Below are 22,291 nucleotides of genomic sequence, written 5' to 3'. Positions count from 1 at the left end.
CTGGCAGCCTCACCGCCACCGGTAGCAAGTCAGACGGATTACGCCAAAAATATGCCCCTGTGATTGGTTAATCGATCACGCCCAACCAGCCCGCCGCGCGCGGGCTTTTTTACGCCTATCACAAATCACCGCCTGCCGCCTGATACGCCACGCAATACCCACGCCACCACACCGCAATAGTCTAAATGGATCGCGCTCGCCTCGTCCCGCCAGCACCGCAGAATCCCCACGAAAGAAACGTAATCCCCACGGAAACGGCACTACACCGCACCCGCCTGCACACTTTGCGTTATAAAGTTTTTTCAGTTTTAAATTCCTACAAAATACCCCGCCAGCCCGCGCCATGGCTGGGGCTTTGCGGCAATTTTTCAACTGAAAAGATTGAAAAAAATTTCAGGGGATTTCAGTTTTTGGATCTCGGAGTTGATCACGGTAAAATATTAGACTATTGAATTTAAAGGGGATTATGTAAATTACGTGTGGTTGATTGATTTGCGCATGCGTTCCGTTGAGTGCAGACAGAACGCACTGAAGCCAGCCGCAGCAAGGGATTGCTGGAAATCTAATATAAAATTTTCATTGTAAACTATGAAACATTTAAGCCAGTGGTTAATGGTTTCTCGAAGAAATAAAACCAATCATTTTCATCCAGAGGTTGCCCATCAAGTTGCATCTTATGTACAGCTAAACAGGTATCAAGACCCAGTGGGTCTCTTCATTACAAAGACTCTAGACCTGCCCGTTCAGTTGATGCATTTATCAATAAATATGCGACTTCTAATAATTTATTGGTACTCATAAGCATTTTCTCCGGGTTGGAAAACAATGGGAAAACTAATAATGGTAAAATTCCGCCGCCACTTTATCGCCAACTCATTAATTTAAATTATTTAACATATTGATTATCATTGTGTTTTTTAAGTGACAATGAAAAAGACCAATCTTCATGTTGTGTAGCCATAGCATTAACTAATAGGAATAGCATCGAGTGTACCAGATTTGTGCCCTCATCAGGCATAATGCCATGCTGAGTTCAATCGATGAGAGGAATCTGGATGCAACAGCAAAATAACCCGCTGATTGAACAGTTTTTGGATGCCCTGTGGCTGGAACGTAATCTGGCCGAAAATACTCTGGCTTCGTACCGTCTGGATCTTCAGGCGCTGGCTGGCTGGTTACACCACCACAATAAGGATTTGCTGCAGGCCGATCCTTTGGATTTGCAGTCCTTTCTGGCGGAACGCATTGAGGGAGGCTATAAGGCTACCAGTTCGGCTCGTTTGCTGAGCGCAATGCGTCGGTTTTTCCAATATTTATATAGAGAAAAATTGCGAGAAGATGACCCAACCGCGCTGTTGTCATCGCCCAAATTACCCCAACGTTTGCCGAAGGACTTAAGCGAAGCGCAGGTTGACGCACTGCTGAACTCACCGAATGTCGATATTCCTTTGGAACTCAGAGACAAAGCGATGCTAGAGGTACTGTACGCCACCGGTTTGCGTGTGTCTGAATTGGTCGGATTAACCATTAGTGATGTCAGTTTGCGGCAGGGCGTGGTGCGAGTCATAGGTAAGGGGAATAAAGAGCGATTAGTACCGCTTGGTGAAGAAGCGGTTTACTGGATTGAGAATTATATGGAACATGGGCGGCCTTGGTTGATTAACGGCCAGGCGCTGGACGTATTGTTCCCCAGTAATCGCAGTCAGCAAATGACTCGACAGACTTTCTGGCATCGTATCAAACACTATGCGATCCTTGCGGGTATCGATAGTGAGCGCCTTTCCCCCCATGTATTACGTCACGCTTTTGCGACGCATTTACTGAACCACGGGGCGGATTTACGCGTGGTTCAGATGCTATTAGGCCATAGCGATTTGTCGACCACCCAGATTTATACTCATGTAGCGACGGAACGCCTGAAACAGCTACATCAACAGCACCATCCGCGCGCATGATTGCGCTGTAGAAGAAAAATAGGATTATTCAATGAAAAAAAGTTTACTGTTGCTGCCAATCTTAATGGCTTCGCTTTCTGGTTTGGCGTATGCCGATGATGCTGCTATCCAACAGACATTGAAAAAACTGGATATTAAAAATGCTGAAATCCAGCCTTCCCCTATCGCTGGTTTAAGCACGGTAATGACGGACAGCGGAGTGCTTTATATTTCCGCCGATGGCAAACAGCTGCTGCAAGGCCCGCTGTATGACGTTAGTGGCGCACAGCCGGTTAACGTAACTAATCAATTGCTGCTGAAAAAACTGGAAGCATTAAGCGGTGAAATGATTGTCTACAAAGCGCCGCAGGAAAAACACGTGATTACCGTGTTTACCGATATCACCTGCGGGTACTGCCATAAACTGCATGAAGAAATGAGTGACTATAACGCGCTAGGTATTACCGTGCGTTATCTGGCGTTCCCGCGTCAGGGGCTGAGTTCTCAGGCGGAAAAAGACATGCGTTCTATCTGGTGTACCGCTAACCGCAATAAATCTTTTGATGCGGCGATGAAAGGTGATGCTATTTCCCCGGCAACCTGTAAAACCGATATTGCTAAACATTATCAGCTAGGGGTGCAATTCGGCATTCAGGGTACTCCGGCTATCGTATTGCAGGATGGCACCATTGTTCCGGGCTATCAGGGGCCAAAAGAGATGCTTGCCATGCTGCGAGCGCATCAGGCTTCCAAGAAAACCGGTGGTTGATCGCCAGTGGCTATAAAAACCCAACTTCGTCGTCGCGAACTTGCCGATGAGAGTGCGCTGCCGGAGCAATTGCATCCGTTGCTACGTCGTTTGTACGCCTCTCGCGGTGTGAAAGGGGCGCAAGAGCTGGAGCGCGGAGTGAAAGGCCTGCTGGCTTATCAACAGCTGGACGGCATTGATGCCGGGGTCAGTTTGTTGCAGCAGGCATTAGCCGATAGCCAGCGTATTATGATTGTCGGTGATTTCGATGCCGATGGCGCGACCAGCACCGCCTTAGCCGTGTTATCTCTGCGCAGTATGGGCTGCAGCCACGTCGATTATCTGGTTCCAAATCGTTTTGATGATGGATACGGCCTTAGCCCGGAAGTGGTTGAACAGGTTATTGCCCGCGGTGCGGATCTTATCGTAACCGTAGATAACGGTATTTCTTCCCATGCAGGCGTTGATTTGGCTCATGCTCATGGGATTAAGGTGCTGGTTACCGATCACCACTTGCCGGGTGACGTTTTGCCGGCAGCCGAAGCCATTATTAACCCCAATCTGGTGGGCTGCGATTTTCCATCGAAATCGCTGGCTGGTGTTGGCGTGACTTTTTACCTCATGCTGGCTTTGCGTGCGCGATTACGGGATAGCGGCTGGTTTGAGCAACGAGCGCTGGCGATTCCTAATTTAGCGGAGTTGCTGGATTTGGTGGCTTTGGGAACGGTCGCCGATGTGGTGCCACTGGATGCCAATAACCGTATTTTGGTACACCAAGGGTTGAGCCGAATTCGGGCGGGAAAATGCCGCCCCGGAATCAAAGCGCTACTGGAAGTGGCAAACCGTGATGCGCGCCAGCTGGCAGCCAGCGATTTGGGCTTTTCCCTTGGCCCTCGGCTGAATGCCGCCGGTCGTCTGGATGATATGTCTATCGGCGTGGCGCTACTTTTGAGTGATGATATTGCTCAGGCGCGCGCACTAGCGATGGATTTGGATAGCTTGAACCTGGCGCGGCGTGAAATAGAACAAAGCATGCAGGTTGAGGCTTTACAACTTTGTGACCAACTGGAACGTACCAGCACGGAGTTGCCTTACGGCATTGCCATGTATCACGCCGAATGGCATCAGGGGGTGGTAGGGATTCTTGCTTCGCGTATCAAAGAACGTTTTCACCGCCCGGTGATTGCTTTCGCGCCAGCGGGAGAAGGAATACTAAAAGGTTCGGGACGTTCGGTCGCGGGGCTACATATGCGCGATGCGCTGGAACGCCTGGATACGCTCAATCCTGGCCTGATGCTGAAGTTTGGTGGCCACGCTATGGCCGCAGGTTTATCGCTGGAACAGCAAAAATTCGACGAGTTCCGTCAGCGTTTTGCCGATTTGGTGGGCGAGTGGATGGATGCCTCTCAGCTTGAAGGGGTTATCTGGTCCGATGGCGAACTGACCGGCGCGCAAATGACGCTGGAAACCGCAGAATTATTACGTGACGGCGGCCCTTGGGGGCAGGCTTTCCCTGAACCGACTTTCGACGGAAAATTCCGGCTGTTGCAGCAACGGCTGGTGGGGGAACGCCATCTGAAAGTGATGCTGGAACCGTTAAACGGTGGCCCGTTGCTGGATGGTATCGCGTTTAATATTGATACCACTTTATGGCCGGATAGCAGCGTGCGCGAAGTTAAAGTGGCTTATAAGTTGGATATCAATGAATTCCGCGGTAACCGCAACGTTCAATTGCTGATTCAGCACCTCTGGCCTTATTAGTCAGAATGTTAAAAGTTCGCAAAATGCGACTAATGGCGCGATTCGTCCAGATAGCGCCATAAATACGGTCAACTTGCTATAAACCGTCGTTGAGATCCGTTAGAATTATCGGTTCGAATGGCATTCCGCCATCAACGACTCAACCTAAGACATCAAAAAAATGTTTGAAATTAATCCGGTAAAAAACCGTATCCAGGATCTGTCCGAACGGACCGCCGTTATCAGGGGGTATCTTTGACTATGATGCAAAGAAAGAGCGACTGGAAGAAGTAAACGCCGAGCTGGAGCAGCCTGACGTTTGGAATGAGCCCGAGCGCGCGCAAGCCTTGGGTAAAGAACGTTCCGCATTAGAAGAAATTGTCACCACTATTGACCAATTGGCTCAAGGTTTGGAAGACGTTTCTGGCTTGCTGGAATTGGCTATTGAAGCCGACGATGAAGAGACTTTCGACGAAGCCGTTGCCGAGTTGGAAATCCTTGATGGCAAACTGGGCCAGTTGGAATTCCGTCGTATGTTCTCCGGCGAATACGACAGCGCCAACTGTTATCTCGATCTGCAAGCCGGTTCAGGCGGCACCGAAGCGCAGGACTGGGCGAGCATGTTGCTGCGAATGTATCTGCGTTGGGCTGAAGCCAAAGGCTTTAAAACCGAAATCATCGAAGAATCTGACGGTGACGTCGCAGGTTTGAAATCTGCCACCATCAAGATCATCGGTGAATACGCGTTCGGCTGGTTGCGTACTGAAACCGGCGTACATCGCCTGGTGCGTAAGAGTCCGTTCGATTCCGGTGGGCGTCGCCACACCTCTTTCAGCTCTGCTTTTGTCTACCCGGAAGTCGATGACGATATTGATATCGAAATTAACCCGGCAGATTTGCGTATTGACGTATACCGTGCTTCCGGTGCCGGTGGTCAGCACGTAAACAAAACTGAGTCTGCGGTACGTATTACCCATATTCCGACCAATATTGTGACTCAGTGCCAGAACGACCGTTCTCAGCATAAAAACAAAGATCAAGCCATGAAACAGCTGAAAGCCAAGCTGTATGAGTTTGAGATGCAAAAGAAAAATGCTGATAAACAGATGTTGGAAGACAACAAATCCGACATCGGCTGGGGCAGCCAAATCCGTTCTTATGTACTGGATGATTCCCGTATTAAGGATTTACGCACCGGCGTTGAAACGCGTAATACGCAGGCCGTACTGGATGGCGACCTGGATAAATTCATTGAGGCAAGTTTGAAAGCCGGGTTATGAGGAACTGAAATGTCAGAGCAAAAACCACAAGTCGCTGAGCAAGTGCAAGAACTGAATAGTGAATTACAGGCGCGTCGTGAAAAATTGGCTGCACTACGTGAGAAGGGTATTGCTTTCCCGAACGATTTTCGTCGGGAGAACCTCTCAGATCAACTGCATGCTGCGTACGGTGATAAAGATAACGAAGAATTAGAAGCGCTGGGCGTAGAAGTGACCGTGGCTGGCCGCATGATGACTCGTCGCATCATGGGTAAAGCCTCTTTTGTTACCTTGCAGGACGTCGGCGGTCGTATCCAGCTGTACGTTTCCCGTGACGATTTGGCAGACGGCGTTTACAACGAAGAGTTTAAAAAGTGGGATCTGGGGGATATTCTCGGCGCTCGCGGTAAGCTGTTCAAAACCAAAACTGGGGAACTGTCTATCCACTGTAGCGAACTGCGCTTGCTAACCAAGGCGCTGCGTCCGTTGCCTGACAAATTCCACGGTTTGGCCGATCAGGAAACTCGCTATCGTCAGCGCTATCTGGATCTGATTGCCAACGATGAATCGCGTAATACTTTCAAAGTGCGTTCTCAGGTAATGTCCGGCATCCGCCAGTTCATGGTGGAAAAAGGCTTTATGGAAGTTGAAACGCCGATGATGCAAGTGATTCCTGGCGGCGCATCTGCTCGTCCGTTTATCACTCATCATAATGCGTTAGATATCGACATGTACCTGCGTATTGCGCCTGAGCTGTATCTGAAACGTTTGGTTGTTGGTGGTTTTGAGCGCGTATTCGAAATTAACCGTAACTTCCGTAACGAAGGCGTTTCTCCGCGTCATAATCCTGAGTTCACCATGATGGAACTCTATATGGCGTATGCGGATTACAAAGATCTGATCGTTCTGACTGAAGAACTGTTCCGCACGCTGACAGAAACCATTTTGGGCAGCAGCGTCGTTAAATACGGCGAGCAGGAATTCGATTTTGGCAAACCATTTGCCAAACTGACCATGAAAGAAGCGATTTGCAAATATCGTCCTGAAACCAACGTTACCGATCTGGACGACATGGATAAAGCTGTTGCTATCGCTGAGTCTCTGGGAATCAAAGTCGAGAAGAGCTGGGGGCTGGGGCGTGTTCAGTGTGAAATCTTCGAAGAAACCGCAGAGAGCCATCTGATTCAGCCAACCTTCATCACTGAATACCCAGCAGAAGTTTCGCCATTGGCTCGCCGTAATGATGATAATCCATTCATCACTGACCGTTTCGAATTCTTTATCGGCGGCCGTGAAATCGGTAATGGTTTCTCAGAGTTAAATGATGCGGAAGATCAGGCCGAGCGCTTTGCGGAGCAGGTTCGTGCTAAAGATGAAGGCGATGACGAAGCAATGTTCTACGACGAAGATTATGTCACTGCGTTGGAACACGGCTTGCCGCCGACCGCTGGTCTGGGCATTGGGATCGACCGTATGGTTATGTTGTTTACTAACAGCCACACCATTCGTGATGTGATTCTGTTCCCTGCGATGCGTCCGGTTAAGTAATCCCGAACTTTATCGATGAGGGCGCTTAGGCGCCCTTTTTTACAGCTATCAAATAAGCCAGTTAAGAAAATAACAACGCTAACAGCTTAAAATTCCGGCAGTTAAAGCATATCTTTCCTTGCCCCTAAGGCATAACCGGTTATAATGCCACTCGCACATAGACGCGGGTGTAGTTCAATGGTAGAACGGCAGCTTCCCAAGCTGCATACGAGGGTTCGATTCCCTTCACCCGCTCCAAAAACATGTCTCAGAATATTTCCCAACCTCTAATAAATCCATTTATATCAATGAATTAAATTTTTCCCCCTCGTTGTATCAGTCGATACTCATAGATTCTGTCTGCAAAACGCATAGTTATCCGCAGATAAATTTCCCACCTTAAAAATTTATACATGCCATGCTTTCTACGCGTGGATCTTGATATGAATAGAACGAAGCGCAAGACAACTCAATGCTCGCCTAAGAACTTCTTCAGCGTATAGCCCATAAATATTGCTATAGCTATGTATGACGGCGATCATCATCCTATTGGGAAAATGGCGATTAGTGCTTAAATAAGCTATTAGCCCACTCGTTGTGTGCACAACAATCTAAAAATAATCTTAAACTAGAAACCGCTATAAATTTAGAAAGTTGCCGTTTAACTTGGGCATAATACTTGCTCCAAGCATTGCTTTAGCGTCAGAAGAGAACACTTATATTTAAAGTCGGAAGCATCAATCACAATACCGTCCCTGATGGTTGTATTTGCTGTAAACGTATCTAAGGTATTCCCAGCATCAAATTATTTGAGCCATTGAAAATCATCTAACTTTGTATTGTGCGGGCAATGTATCGTTGGGCGAAAATAAATCCCATCCTACCTTCTTTACTCACCGCATAGCAGTTAGCATCGTGTTCACAGTGGATGCGGTCAATTTTCATTGTAAAACGTATCCAGCCGCGGCTAAGCCTATCCTTTGGCTTAAGTTCATTTTTATTACGCTGGGTCGCTACCTCATCAATATTGTATGTATATACTTCCAATTTCTGAGCTGGCTTTTCAGCTTGCTTTATAGTGCCTTGATAGAGTTTATTTTTTTAGGCCATTTTCTAAATGCTGTAATGCAAAAAAAACTATAAATTCACTAACTACCGAACACGATAAAGCCACGTCTATTACATATTACACCCAACTTTTTAATTTTAATTTTATTGAATTTTTGAGTAAGGATTGATTAATTAAATAAAAAATAGCGGGTTCGGTCTATGAGAGGATGTTTAAATTTAATGGCTTTCAGTAAAGCAAATAAGCTATTCTTGCGAGTTGGCTATGCTAATGTATTATTATCACTAACCTTAAGTTGGTTAGCGTTGGTCTCCGTTTTTAATTGATAAACTTATGTCGTAATTTTATTTAATTGGAGTTTCACTTTGTGAAGTAATAGTTTTTTCTTACAATGTAACAGCATGTAGTAAATTGAACTTAATATTATCCACATCGATGTTAAAAATAAAAATTTCTATTTTATTAATAATTTTATATAGTGTGTGTTGAACTATAGATAATAATAAATTAAATGTTCACGCAATATTAAATATATAAACATCATTAATAAAATATTCTTATTGGAATCAATTCTATTAATTTTAATTTGTGTTCTTTGATTGTTTAGTCTGGATTCGTATTGTGTGTTAACTTAACTTAACTTAACTTAACTTAACTTAACTTAACTTAACTTAACTTAACTTAACTTAACTTAACTTAACTGATTTTGATGTGATATTCGTATTCAATACAAAATTATCATCAAAGATATAAATAATTCATTAGCTAGTGAATTTAGATGTAATTATATAATTCTTATAAAAGTAAAGATGTCTTATGAACTATAGTTACATGATAATAATTACTTATTTCAGCGGTATAATGAATGATAACTCATATTAAATGGTATTCTGTTATAAGTTTAAGTTTAACTGTTATATATAGGTTGCTTATTTCGATAAATTCCTCTTTTCAAATGCAGTAATTATCTGTACTTTTAACAGTAAGGCCTAAACCTTCTTAAAGATTAAATGTAATTATATGGATATGCATAATGATTAATTAGTATGATTTCGATGTGAAAAGGGACTTTGATAATTTAACATTCAAAAATCATTGCTCTTTGTTTTGTATTTTTCTTTCATATATTCAGTGAGTTGCGTGCGTTTGAGTCTATGTGAAAGATTGCTTTGGAAAACATAATATATAAAAATATATCTTTTTATATAATTTGATTTGCTTTATCTAACGGATGATAACAATAATTATTACCGTACTTATTATTTATTGATAATTATGATTTTACGTATTTTTTGTTTTTATTATTTTACTTGGGGAGTTATCTATGTATGTTAATACTGTGTCAGTAGTTACTGAGAGTAAGTTTATCGACATTAACGGAAAAGGCATCATTGACTATGGTTCTGAGGTATCCGTTGATTGTTGCATGAATAAAATCCACTTTCATAACAGAAAGCTAACTATCAACATTAATGAAAAGCAAAAACGCTTGGTTATGTGCTTATTCAATGATGTGAATAGAAAGCAAGATATTATAAAGGTTGTTTGGTATGAAAACCATAAAGGTATTTCAGATAATAATTACCATCAATTAATTCACAAATTTAGAACCTTACTGTCTGAATTTGAGATTCCTGCCGATATCATTAAAACCATCAACAGATATGGCTTGCGCCTTGATACAAGTTTGCTGTGTGCTACAGGAAATAATCATTGTGATGATCGTTTTTATGGCTATTGTTGATCTCAAGTTAGTAGTTAGATAAGTGCTAAAAATAATTAGCACTTATCAGCTATATTTAAGTAACATACTTTTAATGGAAAAAGGTGGTCAATGCTTAAAATTATTAAATTAAGTTATGCCACCTTTTTGTTAAGTAGTTCTCACAGGTTTTCAATTTTTTTACCCGTAATTTTTTGTATATATAATGCATTTTTATTAATAAATGATTTTTATAACGAAACTCATGCCAACAATGACGTTGTTATTTTATATAAAAATGATGAAAGAAAGGTTAAGTTAGATCAGAAAGTATCGTTGGATAAAATTAATTACGATATAGATAGAGTAAAAGCCATTGGTATATTTGGTGAAAAAGAAAAAGCTGTTTCTACATACACAAAAAAGTTAGATGATATTGACGTTGAAAATATGAGTCGTGATGAGTTTTTACTCATTAAAAAATACTATGGGGATTCACGCCTGACAGGAACAATAACCAGTTCTAATTCATCATCTATGGCTATAGTTTCAAGTAATCAGATAAATAAAACGTATTTTAAAAATGATTTTCTTAGTGATGGTGAGACTAAAATTTTAAAAATAATTGAAGATGGAATTGTAGTTAGTAAGAATAGTGAATTATTTATAATGATTTTAAGAGATGGCGTTATGTAATCAATTCATAATCTCATAACTTAGGGGTAAGCAATGCCGCTCTCTATTATAAGAACTATTTATGTGGAAAAAAGTAAGTTTCCGTTTTTTTTGTTTTTTATTATTTTTATAAATATAAAAAACAAACTGTGCTTGTCTGTCGCCATCATAGCTGTACAGCTATTTTCGGTTGTAACTTATGCAAATGATTACACTGTAAGGTTGGAAGATGCTGATATCAGAGAGTTCGTAAACTCGGCAAGTAGGATATTAAATAAAACTATAATCATGGATCCTAAAGTAAAGGGGACAATTTCAATTCGTAGTTACGAAAATATGGATGAAGATAAGTATCGACAGTTTTTTCTTAACGTCCTTGACGTGTATGGTTTTACTGTAATTGAGATGCCGAATAATATATTGAAGGTAGTTCCCGCCAAAAGAGCAAAAGGCTCAGCATCAGTAATTATTACGCAGGATGATATTTTTAATGGTGATGAGCTTATTAATAAAATAGTGCCGTTAAAGTATATTTCAGCTAAAAATATAGCGCCGTTATTACGGCAATTAAATGATAATACAGATTCTGGCAGTATCGTACATTACGAACCGAATAACTCGTTGCTAATCACTGGAAGAGCCGCAGTGGTCAATAGATTAATATCTATTATTGATAAATTTGATCGTGAAAGTGACTCAATAGCAGAAGTCTTTAAGCTGAAACATGCATCTGCGATGGATATCGCACGGATCGTCAATGAACTTTTGAGAGCAAACAGCTCGTCAAAGAAAGAAATGCCGCAGGAAGTAAAGCTTGTTGCTGATGAAAGAACTAATTCAATCCTGATAAATGGAGATGCCGGGGCTCGTAAAAATACGGTATCAATAATAAGGAAACTTGATCAGGAACAGACGGCAGATGGAAATACAAAAGTGATTTATTTGAAGTATGCCAAGGCTGAAAACTTACTAGATGTGTTAAATGGTGTAAGTTCTAGCCTAAAAGATGATAAGAAAAAATCAGTGCCTGCTTTTTCCCCAAATAAAAAAATCATGATTAAAGCTGATAATCAGACTAATGCATTGATTATTAGTGCAGCGCCTACGGTTATGTATGATTTAGAGCAGGTTATAACTAAGCTCGATATTAGGCGTGCTCAGGTCCTGGTTGAAGCCATTATTGTGGAAGCTCAGGATGGTGAAGGCATGAACCTTGGGATTCAATGGGCAAACAGTCACGGTGGTGGTGTTAGTTTGCTTGACTCTGGAAAAATAACCAATAGTGCTCAAGGGAATATGAGTGCTGTGGTGAATGGTATGAGCGGGCTGGCGACGGGATTTTATCGTGGAAATTGGGCGGGTTTATTCACCGCTCTGGCTACAAATTCAAGTAATGATATTCTGGCTACGCCCAGCATAGTAACACTGGATAATATGGATGCTGAATTTAGCGTTGGCCAAGAAGTACCTGTTCTTTCATCACAGCAAACGACACCCACAGATAAGGTTTATAACACGATATCTCGTCAGTCAGTCGGTATTATTTTAAAGGTCAAACCACAAATAAATAAAGGGGATACGGTATTACTGGAGATCCGCCAAGAGGTATCAAGTGTGGCAGAGAACTCTAGTGCAGATAAAGATAATATAGGTTCAACGTTCAATAAAAGAATCGTCAATAATGCCGTGCTGGTTAAAAGTGGGGATACAGTCGTCGTCGGCGGGTTATTAGACAAGAAAATTACGAATGTTATAAACAAAGTGCCTATACTTGGTGATATTCCTATCATTGGCGCATTATTCAGACAAAATAAAGATAGAGTAGAAAAGAGAAATCTAATTTTGTTCATTAAGCCTACAATAATAAGAGAGGCTGATGAATATTTATATGAAACATCAGATAAGTTTAGAGCTTTCAATGAAAAAAATGAAAAAAGTAGAAGCTTGTTAGTCAATTCAGAAGTTAAGGTGAATGAATATAGTGATGTTCGTAGATTGTCTACTATAAATAATAAAGAGGTAATAAATTTAATAAAGAAAGATATTAACTCTTTTTATGGTAGAGGGGGTGTTAATTGAAGTCGCTGTCGACAACCATAATTAATAAACCTATGCCATTTAGTTGGGCAAGAAAATATGGCGTATTACTTATCCCTATGGAACATGGTTGTCATTTAGTTTGCCGTTGTTCAGCGTCGTTTGATGATTTACTCGAAGGGCAGAGAGTTGCTTCTGGAAAGGTAGTACTGGCCTTGGTTACCGATGAGGAGTTTGAATCCAGGTTGGTCGATTTCTACCAGAATGATGCCCAGCAAGCCCATCAAATAATGACGGATATCGGTAATGAATTAGCTCTTAGCACCCTCATAGAACAATTGCCAAAAGATGATGACTTACTGGATACGACCGACGATGCGCCAATTATTCGCCTTATAAATGCCGTTTTGTCTGAAGCAGTGAAGCAAGCTGCGTCCGATATTCATATCGAGCCCTTCGAGCAAAGATTGCTAATAAGATTCAGAATTGATGGCATGCTAAATCAGATTCTTGAACCGCCGGTGGAACTAACGGCCTTACTGGTGTCCCGAATAAAAGTTATGGCAAGACTAGATATTGCGGAAAAGAGAGTGCCGCAGGATGGGAGAATTGCGGTAAGAGTCGGTGGGCGAGCGTTGGATGTCAGGGTGTCAACTTTACCATCTAACCACGGTGAGCGGGTTGTACTGCGAATTTTGGATAAAAGTAGTGTGAAGTTAGATCTCAAGGCTCTTGGGGTGGAGGGCGGTAACTATAAGTTAATAAGGAAGTTATTGCAGCAACCTCATGGAATGATATTGGTGGTAGGGCCAACTGGTTCGGGTAAAAGTACGACACTTTATGCTGCGTTAATGGAAATTGATAGTAGCGTTCGTAATATTATGACAATAGAAGATCCGATCGAATTTGATCTTAATGGTATCGCGCAAACGCAAGTTAGTCCTAAAGTGGATATGAGCTTCGCTAAAGGATTACGTGCCATTTTACGGCAGGACCCTGATGTTATTCTTATTGGCGAAATACGAGACACAGAAACGGCTAAGATAGCGACTCAGGCTTCATTAACCGGCCACCTGGTACTCTCAACGCTGCACACCAATACCGCCACTGGCGCAGTAACTCGTTTGCAAGATATGGGGATCGAAACCTTTATGTTGGCAAGCTCATTGCTGGCGGTCATTTCTCAACGTTTGGTACGAAAACTTTGTGTTTACTGCCGTAGCCCTCACCAGTTTCAATTTTCTGATTTGCATGAGGCAAATAATGGCTTAATTTCCGGTTTTAAAGCCGTTGGGTGTGAACAATGCAATTTTATTGGTTATAGAGGGAGAACGGCTATTCATGAGTTACTTATTGTGGATGAAAGCATAAGGAACTGTATTTATCGACGAGGTAGTGAGATTGAGTTAGAGAAACTCGCAAGAAAAATAACAGTGGGAATAAAGAATAGTGGGATAGTTAAAATAACACAAGGAATGACTACATTAGAGGAAGTGATTCGAGTCACTCGGGAGAATATTGATGATCATATTTAAATATTCTGCCATAAATAAGAATGGCTCAAGGTGTAAGGGGCAAGTTGAAGCGGAAAGTATCCGAGGGGCAAGAGAGCTAGTACGTGCTCGTGGATTAACACTCTTAAATATAAAAAAAGTTAATGCTATAAACTGGTATGGAAGAATCAAGAAAACAATTAATAAAAGAGAACTGTTGGTTTTAACGAGACAACTTGCCATTTTAACTTCGGCATCCATCCCAGTTGATGAGGCATTATTAGCCGTATCGCAGCAAACTGAACGAAAATCAGTATCTATAACTTTAGAAAAGATAAGAAATAATATTATCTCTGGCTACTCATTATCTGATTCTCTGGAATCATTTCCACGAGATTTTAACGTGTTGTACCGAGCATTGATAAAATCTGGTGAATCATCCGGAAAGTTAGATCTTATCCTGAAACGGTTGGCTGATAATATTGAGAAGTCACATCTTAAGAAAAATAAATTCATTCAGGCATTAGTCTATCCTGTCATGCTTATATTAGTGTCTTTTGCAGTTATTTCGGTCTTACTCACTGCGGTAATCCCAGAAGTCATAGAACAGTTTGTTTTCATGAAACAAAATCTCCCTCTATCAACTAGGGTTTTAATGTCGATAAGTGACTTTATGAGCAGTTATTTTTCATTGTTAATGATATCCATTGTCATTTTTTTAATGATTAATGTTTTTGGTATGAGGAAGTTAAAATATAAATTCTATGTTCATAGAAAGTTACTTGAAATTGTAGTTATAGGTAAAGTGATTAAAAAGATACATGCTTCACGCTATATAAGAATGCTGGCTATACTGTGCTCTAGTGGGATTCCTTTGATGCAATCGATGAAAATTGGTTTGACAGTTTTAACTAACGAATCAATTAAACTAGAAATGAAACAGGGAGTATCATTGGTAGAAAAAGGAGCGAGTCTTTCGGCTGCATTGAGTCATACCAATATTTTTCCTCCATTAGCCAGACATATGATTTATTCAGGCGAGAAAAGCGGTGATTTAAATATCATGTTAGAAAAAACGGCAGATATTATAGATGAGGAATTTGAACGAATCATAGAGATCTCAATGAGTATATTTGAGCCGACACTCATCATAATAATGGCTTCATTAATTCTATTTATTGTTTTATCTGTTTTACAGCCAATACTGTTACTTAACAATATGGCTTAATTTATTTTGGGGCGGTTAAAAGATTATGTGTAAAAAAAGTAGATATTACAAAGGATTTACCTTGCTAGAGGTCATGATAGTTATCGTCATTTTGGGTTTGCTGGCGAGTTTAACGATACCTAATCTTATGGGAAACAAAAGTAAGGCTGATATACAAAAAGTTATTACTGATATCGCTACGTTTGAAAATGCTTTAGATATGTATAGGCTGGATAATGGATTATTCCCTTCCGAGGAGCAAGGAATTAAGTCATTAGTGGAAATGCCGTTAGAAGAGCCTTTACCAAAGAATTTTCGGTCTGGTGGTTATTTACGTAGGTTGCCGAAAGATCCATGGGGTAATAGTTATATAATAAAAAATCCTGGTTTTTATAACAGTATAGATGTTTTATCTAAAGGTCCTGATGGTGAAATCGGCACTAGCGATGATATAGGTAATTGGCTAAATGAGCATGCAGATAGCGGAACGCAAAACTAGGTTTTATGGTTTTACATTGCTAGAAATAATGTTGGTAATTTTTATTTTATCCTCCATGTCTGTAATGGCTATTTTTAAAATAAAGGATGATAAAAAAGATGCTATTACTGAGGCCGAGCATTTATATACCACTATAGATTGGATAAGAAAACTAGGGAAGTTTGAGCAGACTGTGTACATTATTAGAATAAATGTAAAGGGATGGGCTGTAGAAAAACTATGTTTAAAAGAATGTAACGGGGACAATAAAATAGCAAAGAGCAAGTTTTGGCCAGATAAATCCTGGGAGCAAGTATATTATGGAAGAAAAGCATTAAAAAGAGATTTTGGCAATTCAGTGTTAGATATGAAAGTTGTGTTGACTGGGTATGATGAATGGGGAGATGCAAACTCAGATCATCATTTTTTTTATTTCATCCTTTACCCATTATTACCAGAATCAAGTTTGTCAATAAATCTGTATGATAAATACGGAGTGAGTGTTATTGATTATAATAACTATTCTTTAAATATAACAAGAACATGAATATTTCAGATGTAATAATAAAAAAAAGTAAAGGGATGACTCTACTTGAAGTTATGTTCTCCTTAATTATATTTTCCACTACAGGTCTTGCTATACTTCAATTTATGACGCAAAGCATATACTTAAATAACCAGGTTAAGAGTGATATATTTTCTGTGTTAATAGCAGAAAATAAATTAAATGAAATGATACTTAATCGCAATCCTCCTGGTAATGATTGGATCTCTGGTGATGAATATATGATCGAGAAAAAATGGCAGTGGCGCGCCAGAAGTGAAGATGTTGAATATTTTGGTTTGATGTTAATAGATATTGAAGTGAAAATTGAAAATAATATGGATACTCCCTTACATTTTAAATATTACAGGGTGATAAATTGATTCTGAAATATAACAATGGCTTCACCTTTATAGAAGTGATTTTGGCAATCAGTATCTTTTCACTATTGAGTTTAGCCATGTACCAGGTATTGCAAGTGACATTGAGAACGACGTCAAATGTGATCAGTCATTTAGATGAACTTGAAGATATAAGAAATTCTATTTATATCATAGAGAATGATTTAACTCATGCGATAGTAAGAACGCCAAAAGAGATCACTAATAATGGTCCTATCGATTTCTTTGTTGGTAAATCAGGAGGTGTATCCAATACTATTGAAATAGTGAGGAATAATAAACTTAATGTAAATAGTGTCGGTTATTACTATCAGTTGGAAAAAGTAGGATATAAGATTAATAATAAAAGTTTAGAGAGAATTCGCGCAATTAATGTTGATGATGCGTTATTTTATCCTCAGAGATCAGGTGAAGTGATAAAAGAACGAATATTAACAGGAGTGAAAAGCATAAAGTTTAGGTTTTTCTCAAAAGGTAAATGGCAAGATTACTGGAATGAATTTAGTAAACATCCGATGGCAATTGAAATTATTATAGATCTGGATAAGTATGGTGAAATTAATAAAATAATCATGATGAATGGCAATGATTAAATGTTAATTAAGAAACAATCAGGTATTGCACTGATCTTTGTTTTAATCATAATTTCTCTTATGAGTTCAGCCTTGATGAAGGTGAATGATGTTTGGAGTAGATTCTTTTATTTTCACAAAAGAGTGTTGGAGATAAATAAAGAAAAGGAATGGTTATTAAGTGTGCAAGGCATTGCTATGAAAAAAATAAATATGAGTGCTGAGAGTGATGAAGTATTGATTGTGAATGAAAAAATAATAGTGGGTGGTACTGCATTAAATTTATCAATTATTTCTATTACAGAGTGTTTTAATATAAACGCATTTTATACTTTGAGATACAAAGCTAAGATAGATAGGGAGAAATTAGACTATATAGCTAAAAAACTTGGCGTTGACGAGAAAGTTTGGGAAGAAAGCTCAAAATATCTTATAGATATTCTGGGACGAAATAATGTGGAACATAAAATTAAAAATTTTGATAAAAATAGAGCCTGCTATTTACCTGATGATAAAGTCCATATAAATATAAACTCCATAAATGAAAGCCATGTTGAACTTATATTCATATTGTTACTCTCCAAGGTGCCAAAAGATAACATAATCAACGTAATAAAAAGTAAACCGGATGGAGGTTGGGTAGAAGTCGATGAATTTATAAACCTGTTATTCACTGGAATTAACTCTACTATCAGAAATGAGTTATCTTCATATTTCCGTGATATGCTATCCATAGAACATAAATATCTAATGTCTATTATTAAGCTAGATAATGACGTTGGGAATTATAAGTTGATTACATTGTATAAAATTCAAAGTGGTCGAGCTACGCTAATACAAAAAAGGTATGAATTAAGGGGGTGGGATGCGGAACTATAATTAAAAATAGATAGCATTTGCGCCGATTGTTAAATGAGTTTGAGGCTTTGCTCATATTCAAAATTTTTATATTCCGAAAGCATGATTTTTTCTGTTTACAATAATAAATTATTGTCTGTGATATTGAGTTTAACAAACTGTTGGTAATAGTTGTTGTTGGTTTTTTCTCAAGAGTAAATATAAGATAGCCGACGCTATAGCTGTAGGCAATCTCGATTAGTTAGCTCTTAATTAAACGTTCTTTTTTAAAAGTAAAACCTATTTTTCTTTAACAATAGCTGAGGGGGGCGAGATAACTTTTGAGATCAACGCTTTTGCCACTTTTTGCTTAAGATATTTGGCCAAAACGCCGACACCAGTGGTACCTGCATCTCGAATGGCATCATTTGCTGTTGGTGTCGGGATATAGGCTGGGTTGGCCCCTGATGCTATCAATTATATATCTTGTTCACTGTCAAAACTGTCTGCCAGCACAATTGTGACTATCTCACTTGTTAATCTTATGATTGTATATATTTCACCCTGACGTTAGGATTCAAACCTGCGTGCCATTATTCCTGTTACATTATGGCCTACATTTGAGCGTTTCCTTCGTTCGGCTTGTTCGTCTTCAGATACGTCTGAAGGAATAGCCCTTGTTTGATAGAGTTCACCCTTGGGATTCGGTGTTCATCAATAAGTGTTCACGATTCTTTAGTATTACTATTTAATCTCTCTGAAAGAGAAGGCGAATTGGAAAACTCTTCAACTATCTCTCCTTCAAATTGTAATTCCGGGTGTTCAATCCATGAAATGTTTTCGCGGATTCTTGGTATCGTTTCTGATATTCGTAGCTGTTTAATGTTGGCTCATAAATATCTAACGGGAGAAATTGAGCAGCCTTTGGATCTGTCCCTATTCCATCAAAACGAACCATTTACTTCTAAAGATCTACCGACATATTAATTATGTCTTTTTAGGCGTTCACCATGCAAAAAGCCCGATTCACTGAGCACCAGAGCATTGCCGTTCTGAAGTCCGTCGAAGCCGGACGCACCGTTAAGGATGCCTGCCGCGCAGCTGGGGTTTCTGAAGCCTCAGACTACAACTGGAGAGCCAAGCAAGTTGGGATGCGAGCCTCTGATATGAAAAAGATGAAAGATCTTGAGGATAAAATCATCTTCTGAAACAGATGGTTGCAGATCTGAGTCTGGAATGCTGAGCGCTATCCCCGCTATGTTATCGTAATCCGACTCCGCTGCCACGCCGGGAGTACTCAATCAGAGCGGGTCTATCGATTTTATGCACGACGAGTTGGTGTGCGATCGACGTTTTCGGCGCTTCAAGGTAAAGGATGATGTTAACCGTGCAGCTCTGGCTATCGAAATTGACCTGACTATCCAAGCGCAGCGTGCTGTCCGCGAGCTGGACAGGATAGAGGAAAACCGTGGATATCCGCTGAAGATGCGGATGGATAATGGGTTGGAACTGATATCACTGGCTTTGCACAATGGGCTGAAGACCCATGGTGTGCGGCTAGAATTCATCAAACCGGGTAAGCCGACACTGAACGCGTTTATCGGATGTTTTACGTTTTAACAAGACGTACTGGACCGAAATACTGGATTTTGCCTATTTAGAACGTTGAATGAAGCACGGGAAATGACGGATCGCTGGCTGAATATAACATTGAGCGGCCCCATGCATCCCCGGATAATCTGACACCAAAAGCATACCGGCTGATGGCCGATAAACTGGAAATTTCAAAAAGAATGTGGAACTGAAGCGAGGATACTTACATGAGAATCGCCGATGTTTTTGTGTGATATATGATGTAAAAATCTATTTTTCGGATTTCTATATTGAATTTTGCGCTTATGTGGTGTTTTATAGTTTATTGATTTTTTGTTAGAACATTCATGGATTGATATTTTTAGGGGTTGTGTAGTTATTTCAATGCCATACTGAAACTTCTATTGCTATGGGACAGGTCCAAGCAGGCCGACAAAGCGGCATGGATGTTGAAACGGAGGACTAATGGATAGGATTTTTATTGGAGATATCACTTTTACCCCTAAGATTAGAGCGGTTGAACACGATGGGAATGAGGTAAAACTTAGAAATAAAGAGTCCGAAGTTCTTGCTCTATTGTGTGATAATTATCCAGACCCTGTCTCTCGTGAGCAAATAGAAAAGACAATCTGGACTGATAGCTATGTTACGGACAATACCTTGACGCAAACTATCAGTAACCTGCGCAATGCGCTAAATGATAAAAAACATGAATTAATTATTACTATACCAAAAAAAGGATATTGTTTAGGTTTGGAGCCTAAACGGGTATTTTATAACGCTGATGAAAATGAATTAACTCCTAAAGTGCTAGAGGTAATTAATGACGACGCTCAATTAATTTCTCGTAATGTAAGAAAGCCTTTCCAGTTAACACAGTTATTGCTTGTTGTACTTTCTTTTAGCGCGGCTTTTTATTTTTCATTTGTTTTCTTCTTTAATGAATACCAAATTAACATCTTCAAAGTAAAGTATCAGGATTTGCCTATACTTATTAATCTGGATGAAAAGAAAGACGCGGATTTTTTAAAGCTTTATCGTAAGCATCCTAACCTTATGTTGAAAAAAAATAGTGACGGAAGCTATAACGTTTGTGGGCGAGTGGACGGTGAGTTTTTATGTACAAGAAAATAATTGGTTTTTGTGTTCTATCTGCATTTTTGGGTGGGATTATTGGTAGTAGCTTTGGTTTTCTGTATGCCTACTTCAATCCCATGAGAGAAATAGAGGGGTATTGGGAAGTAAACCAGTTAATTAAAACACCATTAGACCAGTACCATCTTAATGCCAGAGTTACCATTTTGGGTCGTGAGATTACTACCTCTGCTGATATTTATGATGATCATGCAAGCTTTAAAGTTAATCGGGAAATGTTGTTTAGAGTTTTAGATATCAAGATGAATATCTTTAATGGAAAAGTAGTCTCTATGGTTCCTGAAGAGAGCAATGATGAAGAGCTAAATAATTTACTCAAAGCGCCTTATGTAATAAGTTATCCTCTATTTTTCTTGTTGGATTGTAATACGGTTATTATGGAGCAATCCCAAGGTCATCCTTTGGGAACGGCAAGACTATTGGAACGAGTCAATAATATTAACTGCAAAAAAACCTGAATCTTGCTTTTATATTTATAAATTGTATGATTTTTTTTTCGTATATAAGTGGCGATTTAAACAGTGGGTTATGGGGCGGGTAAAAAGTGATATGCGTTTTACCAAAAAATTATTCTATATTCTTAAAGTTGCGCAAAAATAAGTTGTCTGGTTGATTGTCAAAATAAATGAATCAACCAGACTCGTAATATCTCTAAGGTATAGCTTCATTTAACATCTGAGTCCATCCCGCTGGATCTCCAAGATATTGTCCAGCATTAATAATCTGCATTTCGCCCTTTTCATTTTGTAGAATAAAGGTCGGGAAACCTTGGCCATGTACCTTAGCCAAAAAAGCTCTGCTATTAGCAATATGCTGAGCCGTCGCCGTGCTTAAGGTTTCCTGAAATACTGGGCTAAATGACTGTACATCTAAACCTAGTTCTGTAGCTAACTCGATCAACACTGGCGTATCTGCGATCCGACGACCTTCAAAATAATGTGCGTGCTGAATACGGTGCAACATATCTAAACCGCGTTCTGCGATTATTTCTGCCGTAAGAATAGCGGTAATTGGTGGAGCCGAATCTAGTATGGCTGAAGTATCTTTCAGCAACCCATCGAAATAGCGATCGCCAAATGGCTGTCCGGTCAGTCCTGAAATGCGCTGGTCGTGAGGCATAACATAACTACGCCACTCTGCATTTATCTGACGGCGGTTTTCTCCAGTCATCATTCCACCTCCGTGGAAACTGATGGAAAGCCCTGGTATGGCCTGCGCCGCTTTTACCAGTGGGGCGGCGCCGTAGCACCATCCGCACAGTGGATCGAAAATGTAGTGTAATGTGGTACCGGACATATTTATTTCCTCGTGAATGCTTTA

Annotated in this window: 18 protein-coding genes, 1 tRNA gene and 1 pseudogene; 19 read left to right on the top strand and 1 reads right to left on the bottom strand. The window is 40.0% G+C overall.

Features of this window, described 5'->3' with window-relative positions; genetic code table 11:
- Positions 1–1,055: 1,055 nt before the first annotated feature.
- The 19 genes and pseudogenes from xerD to DBA33_RS16860 all read left to right on the top strand — a co-directional run bounded on the left by xerD (position 1,056) and on the right by DBA33_RS16860 (position 21,429).
- A complete protein-coding gene (gene xerD, locus DBA33_RS16955; RefSeq protein ID WP_064514894.1) occupies positions 1,056–1,955 on the top strand; it encodes a site-specific tyrosine recombinase XerD in 900 nt (299 codons plus the stop codon).
- A 31-nt stretch (positions 1,956–1,986) separates the two neighbouring features.
- Positions 1,987–2,703: a bifunctional protein-disulfide isomerase/oxidoreductase DsbC gene (dsbC, locus tag DBA33_RS16950; protein WP_064514892.1), complete on the top strand. Its 717-nt coding sequence runs from the start codon at positions 1,987–1,989 to the stop codon at positions 2,701–2,703.
- 6 nt (positions 2,704–2,709) lie between these two features.
- Positions 2,710–4,443: a single-stranded-DNA-specific exonuclease RecJ gene (recJ, locus tag DBA33_RS16945; protein ID WP_064514890.1), complete on the top strand. Its 1,734-nt coding sequence runs from the start codon at positions 2,710–2,712 to the stop codon at positions 4,441–4,443.
- A 160-nt stretch (positions 4,444–4,603) separates the two neighbouring features.
- A protein-coding gene (prfB, locus tag DBA33_RS16940) for a peptide chain release factor 2 (protein ID WP_120806859.1) occupies positions 4,604–5,702 on the top strand; the annotation gives its coding sequence in 2 pieces (ribosomal slippage) (positions 4,604–4,678 and positions 4,680–5,702; 1,098 coding nt in all).
- A gap of 9 nt (positions 5,703–5,711) precedes the next feature.
- A complete protein-coding gene (gene lysS / locus DBA33_RS16935) occupies positions 5,712–7,229 on the top strand; it encodes a lysine--tRNA ligase (protein WP_064514889.1) in 1,518 nt (505 codons plus the stop codon).
- 163 nt (positions 7,230–7,392) lie between these two features.
- Positions 7,393–7,466: transfer RNA gene (locus tag DBA33_RS16930), tRNA-Gly, on the top strand.
- Positions 7,467–9,601: 2,135 nt separating this feature from the next.
- Positions 9,602–10,021 (top strand): hypothetical protein, encoded by a 420-nt coding sequence (locus DBA33_RS16920; RefSeq protein WP_049599767.1) that lies wholly within the window; start codon positions 9,602–9,604, stop codon positions 10,019–10,021.
- A 90-nt stretch (positions 10,022–10,111) separates the two neighbouring features.
- Positions 10,112–10,675: a hypothetical protein gene (locus DBA33_RS16915; protein WP_120806858.1), complete on the top strand. Its 564-nt coding sequence runs from the start codon at positions 10,112–10,114 to the stop codon at positions 10,673–10,675.
- Between the two features lie 33 nt (positions 10,676–10,708).
- On the top strand, positions 10,709–12,733 hold the full coding sequence (gene gspD / locus DBA33_RS16910; protein WP_084414312.1) for a type II secretion system secretin GspD: 2,025 nt from the start codon (positions 10,709–10,711) through the stop codon (positions 12,731–12,733).
- 32 nt (positions 12,734–12,765) lie between these two features.
- Positions 12,766–14,226: a type II secretion system ATPase GspE gene (gspE, locus tag DBA33_RS16905; RefSeq protein WP_120806862.1), complete on the top strand. Its 1,461-nt coding sequence runs from the start codon at positions 12,766–12,768 to the stop codon at positions 14,224–14,226.
- Positions 14,213–15,412, top strand: coding sequence for a type II secretion system F family protein (locus tag DBA33_RS16900; protein ID WP_120806857.1), 1,200 nt, complete (start codon positions 14,213–14,215; stop codon positions 15,410–15,412). The genes gspE and DBA33_RS16900 overlap by 14 nt, the downstream gene beginning before the upstream one ends.
- Positions 15,413–15,437: 25 nt before the next feature.
- Positions 15,438–15,890, top strand: a complete 453-nt coding sequence (gspG, locus tag DBA33_RS16895) for a type II secretion system major pseudopilin GspG (RefSeq protein WP_064514879.1) — start codon at positions 15,438–15,440, stop codon at positions 15,888–15,890.
- Complete coding sequence (locus tag DBA33_RS16890) at positions 15,859–16,416, top strand: prepilin-type N-terminal cleavage/methylation domain-containing protein (protein ID WP_120806856.1); 558 nt, start codon at positions 15,859–15,861, stop codon at positions 16,414–16,416. The genes gspG and DBA33_RS16890 overlap by 32 nt, the downstream gene beginning before the upstream one ends.
- The gene (gene gspI, locus DBA33_RS16885) at positions 16,413–16,796 is read left to right on the top strand and encodes a type II secretion system minor pseudopilin GspI (protein ID WP_064514875.1); all 384 of its coding nucleotides are present in this window, start codon (positions 16,413–16,415) and stop codon (positions 16,794–16,796) included. Before DBA33_RS16890 ends, gspI begins: the two co-directional genes overlap by 4 nt.
- Positions 16,793–17,407, top strand: a complete 615-nt coding sequence (gene gspJ, locus DBA33_RS16880) for a type II secretion system minor pseudopilin GspJ (RefSeq protein ID WP_162975232.1) — start codon at positions 16,793–16,795, stop codon at positions 17,405–17,407. Before gspI ends, gspJ begins: the two co-directional genes overlap by 4 nt.
- A complete protein-coding gene (locus tag DBA33_RS16875) occupies positions 17,408–18,265 on the top strand; it encodes a hypothetical protein (protein WP_120806854.1) in 858 nt (285 codons plus the stop codon).
- 968 nt (positions 18,266–19,233) lie between these two features.
- Positions 19,234–20,028 (top strand): annotated as a pseudogene (locus DBA33_RS16870) (transposase).
- Between the two features lie 253 nt (positions 20,029–20,281).
- Positions 20,282–20,950: a winged helix-turn-helix domain-containing protein gene (locus DBA33_RS16865; protein WP_120806853.1), complete on the top strand. Its 669-nt coding sequence runs from the start codon at positions 20,282–20,284 to the stop codon at positions 20,948–20,950.
- Entirely contained in the window at positions 20,935–21,429 is a 495-nt protein-coding gene (locus DBA33_RS16860; protein WP_064514865.1) for a hypothetical protein, read from the top strand. The genes DBA33_RS16865 and DBA33_RS16860 overlap by 16 nt, the downstream gene beginning before the upstream one ends.
- 193 nt (positions 21,430–21,622) lie before the next feature.
- On the opposite strand, the gene DBA33_RS16855 is transcribed toward DBA33_RS16860, so the two are convergent.
- The gene (locus tag DBA33_RS16855; RefSeq protein ID WP_064514863.1) at positions 21,623–22,267 is read right to left on the bottom strand and encodes a DsbA family protein; all 645 of its coding nucleotides are present in this window, start codon (positions 22,265–22,267) and stop codon (positions 21,623–21,625) included.
- Positions 22,268–22,291 lie beyond the last annotated feature (24 nt).

The sequence above is a fragment of the Yersinia sp. IP36721 genome (assembly GCF_003634395.1).
GTDB classification, from domain to species: Bacteria; Pseudomonadota; Gammaproteobacteria; order Enterobacterales; family Enterobacteriaceae; genus Yersinia; species Yersinia entomophaga.
Note: the sequence above shows the minus strand (reverse complement) of the source record. Positions and strands in the feature narration are given on the sequence as shown.

Bases quoted from the DNA above. Each gene is read 5' to 3' on its own strand.
- DBA33_RS16890 (WP_120806856.1), top strand. From the start codon at position 15,859: ATGAGCATGCAGATAGCGGAACGCAAAACTAGGTTTTATGGTTTTACA.
- DBA33_RS16920 (WP_049599767.1), top strand. From the start codon at position 9,602: ATGTATGTTAATACTGTGTCAGTAGTTACTGAGAGTAAGTTTATCGAC.
- gspD (WP_084414312.1), top strand. From the start codon at position 10,709: ATGCCGCTCTCTATTATAAGAACTATTTATGTGGAAAAAAGTAAGTTT.
- lysS (WP_064514889.1), top strand. From the start codon at position 5,712: ATGTCAGAGCAAAAACCACAAGTCGCTGAGCAAGTGCAAGAACTGAAT.
- DBA33_RS16865 (WP_120806853.1), top strand. From the start codon at position 20,282: ATGGATAGGATTTTTATTGGAGATATCACTTTTACCCCTAAGATTAGA.
- DBA33_RS16855 (WP_064514863.1), bottom strand. From the start codon at position 22,267: ATGTCCGGTACCACATTACACTACATTTTCGATCCACTGTGCGGATGG.
- dsbC (WP_064514892.1), top strand. From the start codon at position 1,987: ATGAAAAAAAGTTTACTGTTGCTGCCAATCTTAATGGCTTCGCTTTCT.
- DBA33_RS16860 (WP_064514865.1), top strand. From the start codon at position 20,935: ATGTACAAGAAAATAATTGGTTTTTGTGTTCTATCTGCATTTTTGGGT.
- gspI (WP_064514875.1), top strand. From the start codon at position 16,413: ATGAATATTTCAGATGTAATAATAAAAAAAAGTAAAGGGATGACTCTA.
- gspE (WP_120806862.1), top strand. From the start codon at position 12,766: ATGCCATTTAGTTGGGCAAGAAAATATGGCGTATTACTTATCCCTATG.
- xerD (WP_064514894.1), top strand. From the start codon at position 1,056: ATGCAACAGCAAAATAACCCGCTGATTGAACAGTTTTTGGATGCCCTG.
- DBA33_RS16875 (WP_120806854.1), top strand. From the start codon at position 17,408: ATGTTAATTAAGAAACAATCAGGTATTGCACTGATCTTTGTTTTAATC.
- gspG (WP_064514879.1), top strand. From the start codon at position 15,438: ATGTGTAAAAAAAGTAGATATTACAAAGGATTTACCTTGCTAGAGGTC.
- DBA33_RS16915 (WP_120806858.1), top strand. From the start codon at position 10,112: ATGCTTAAAATTATTAAATTAAGTTATGCCACCTTTTTGTTAAGTAGT.
- DBA33_RS16900 (WP_120806857.1), top strand. From the start codon at position 14,213: ATGATCATATTTAAATATTCTGCCATAAATAAGAATGGCTCAAGGTGT.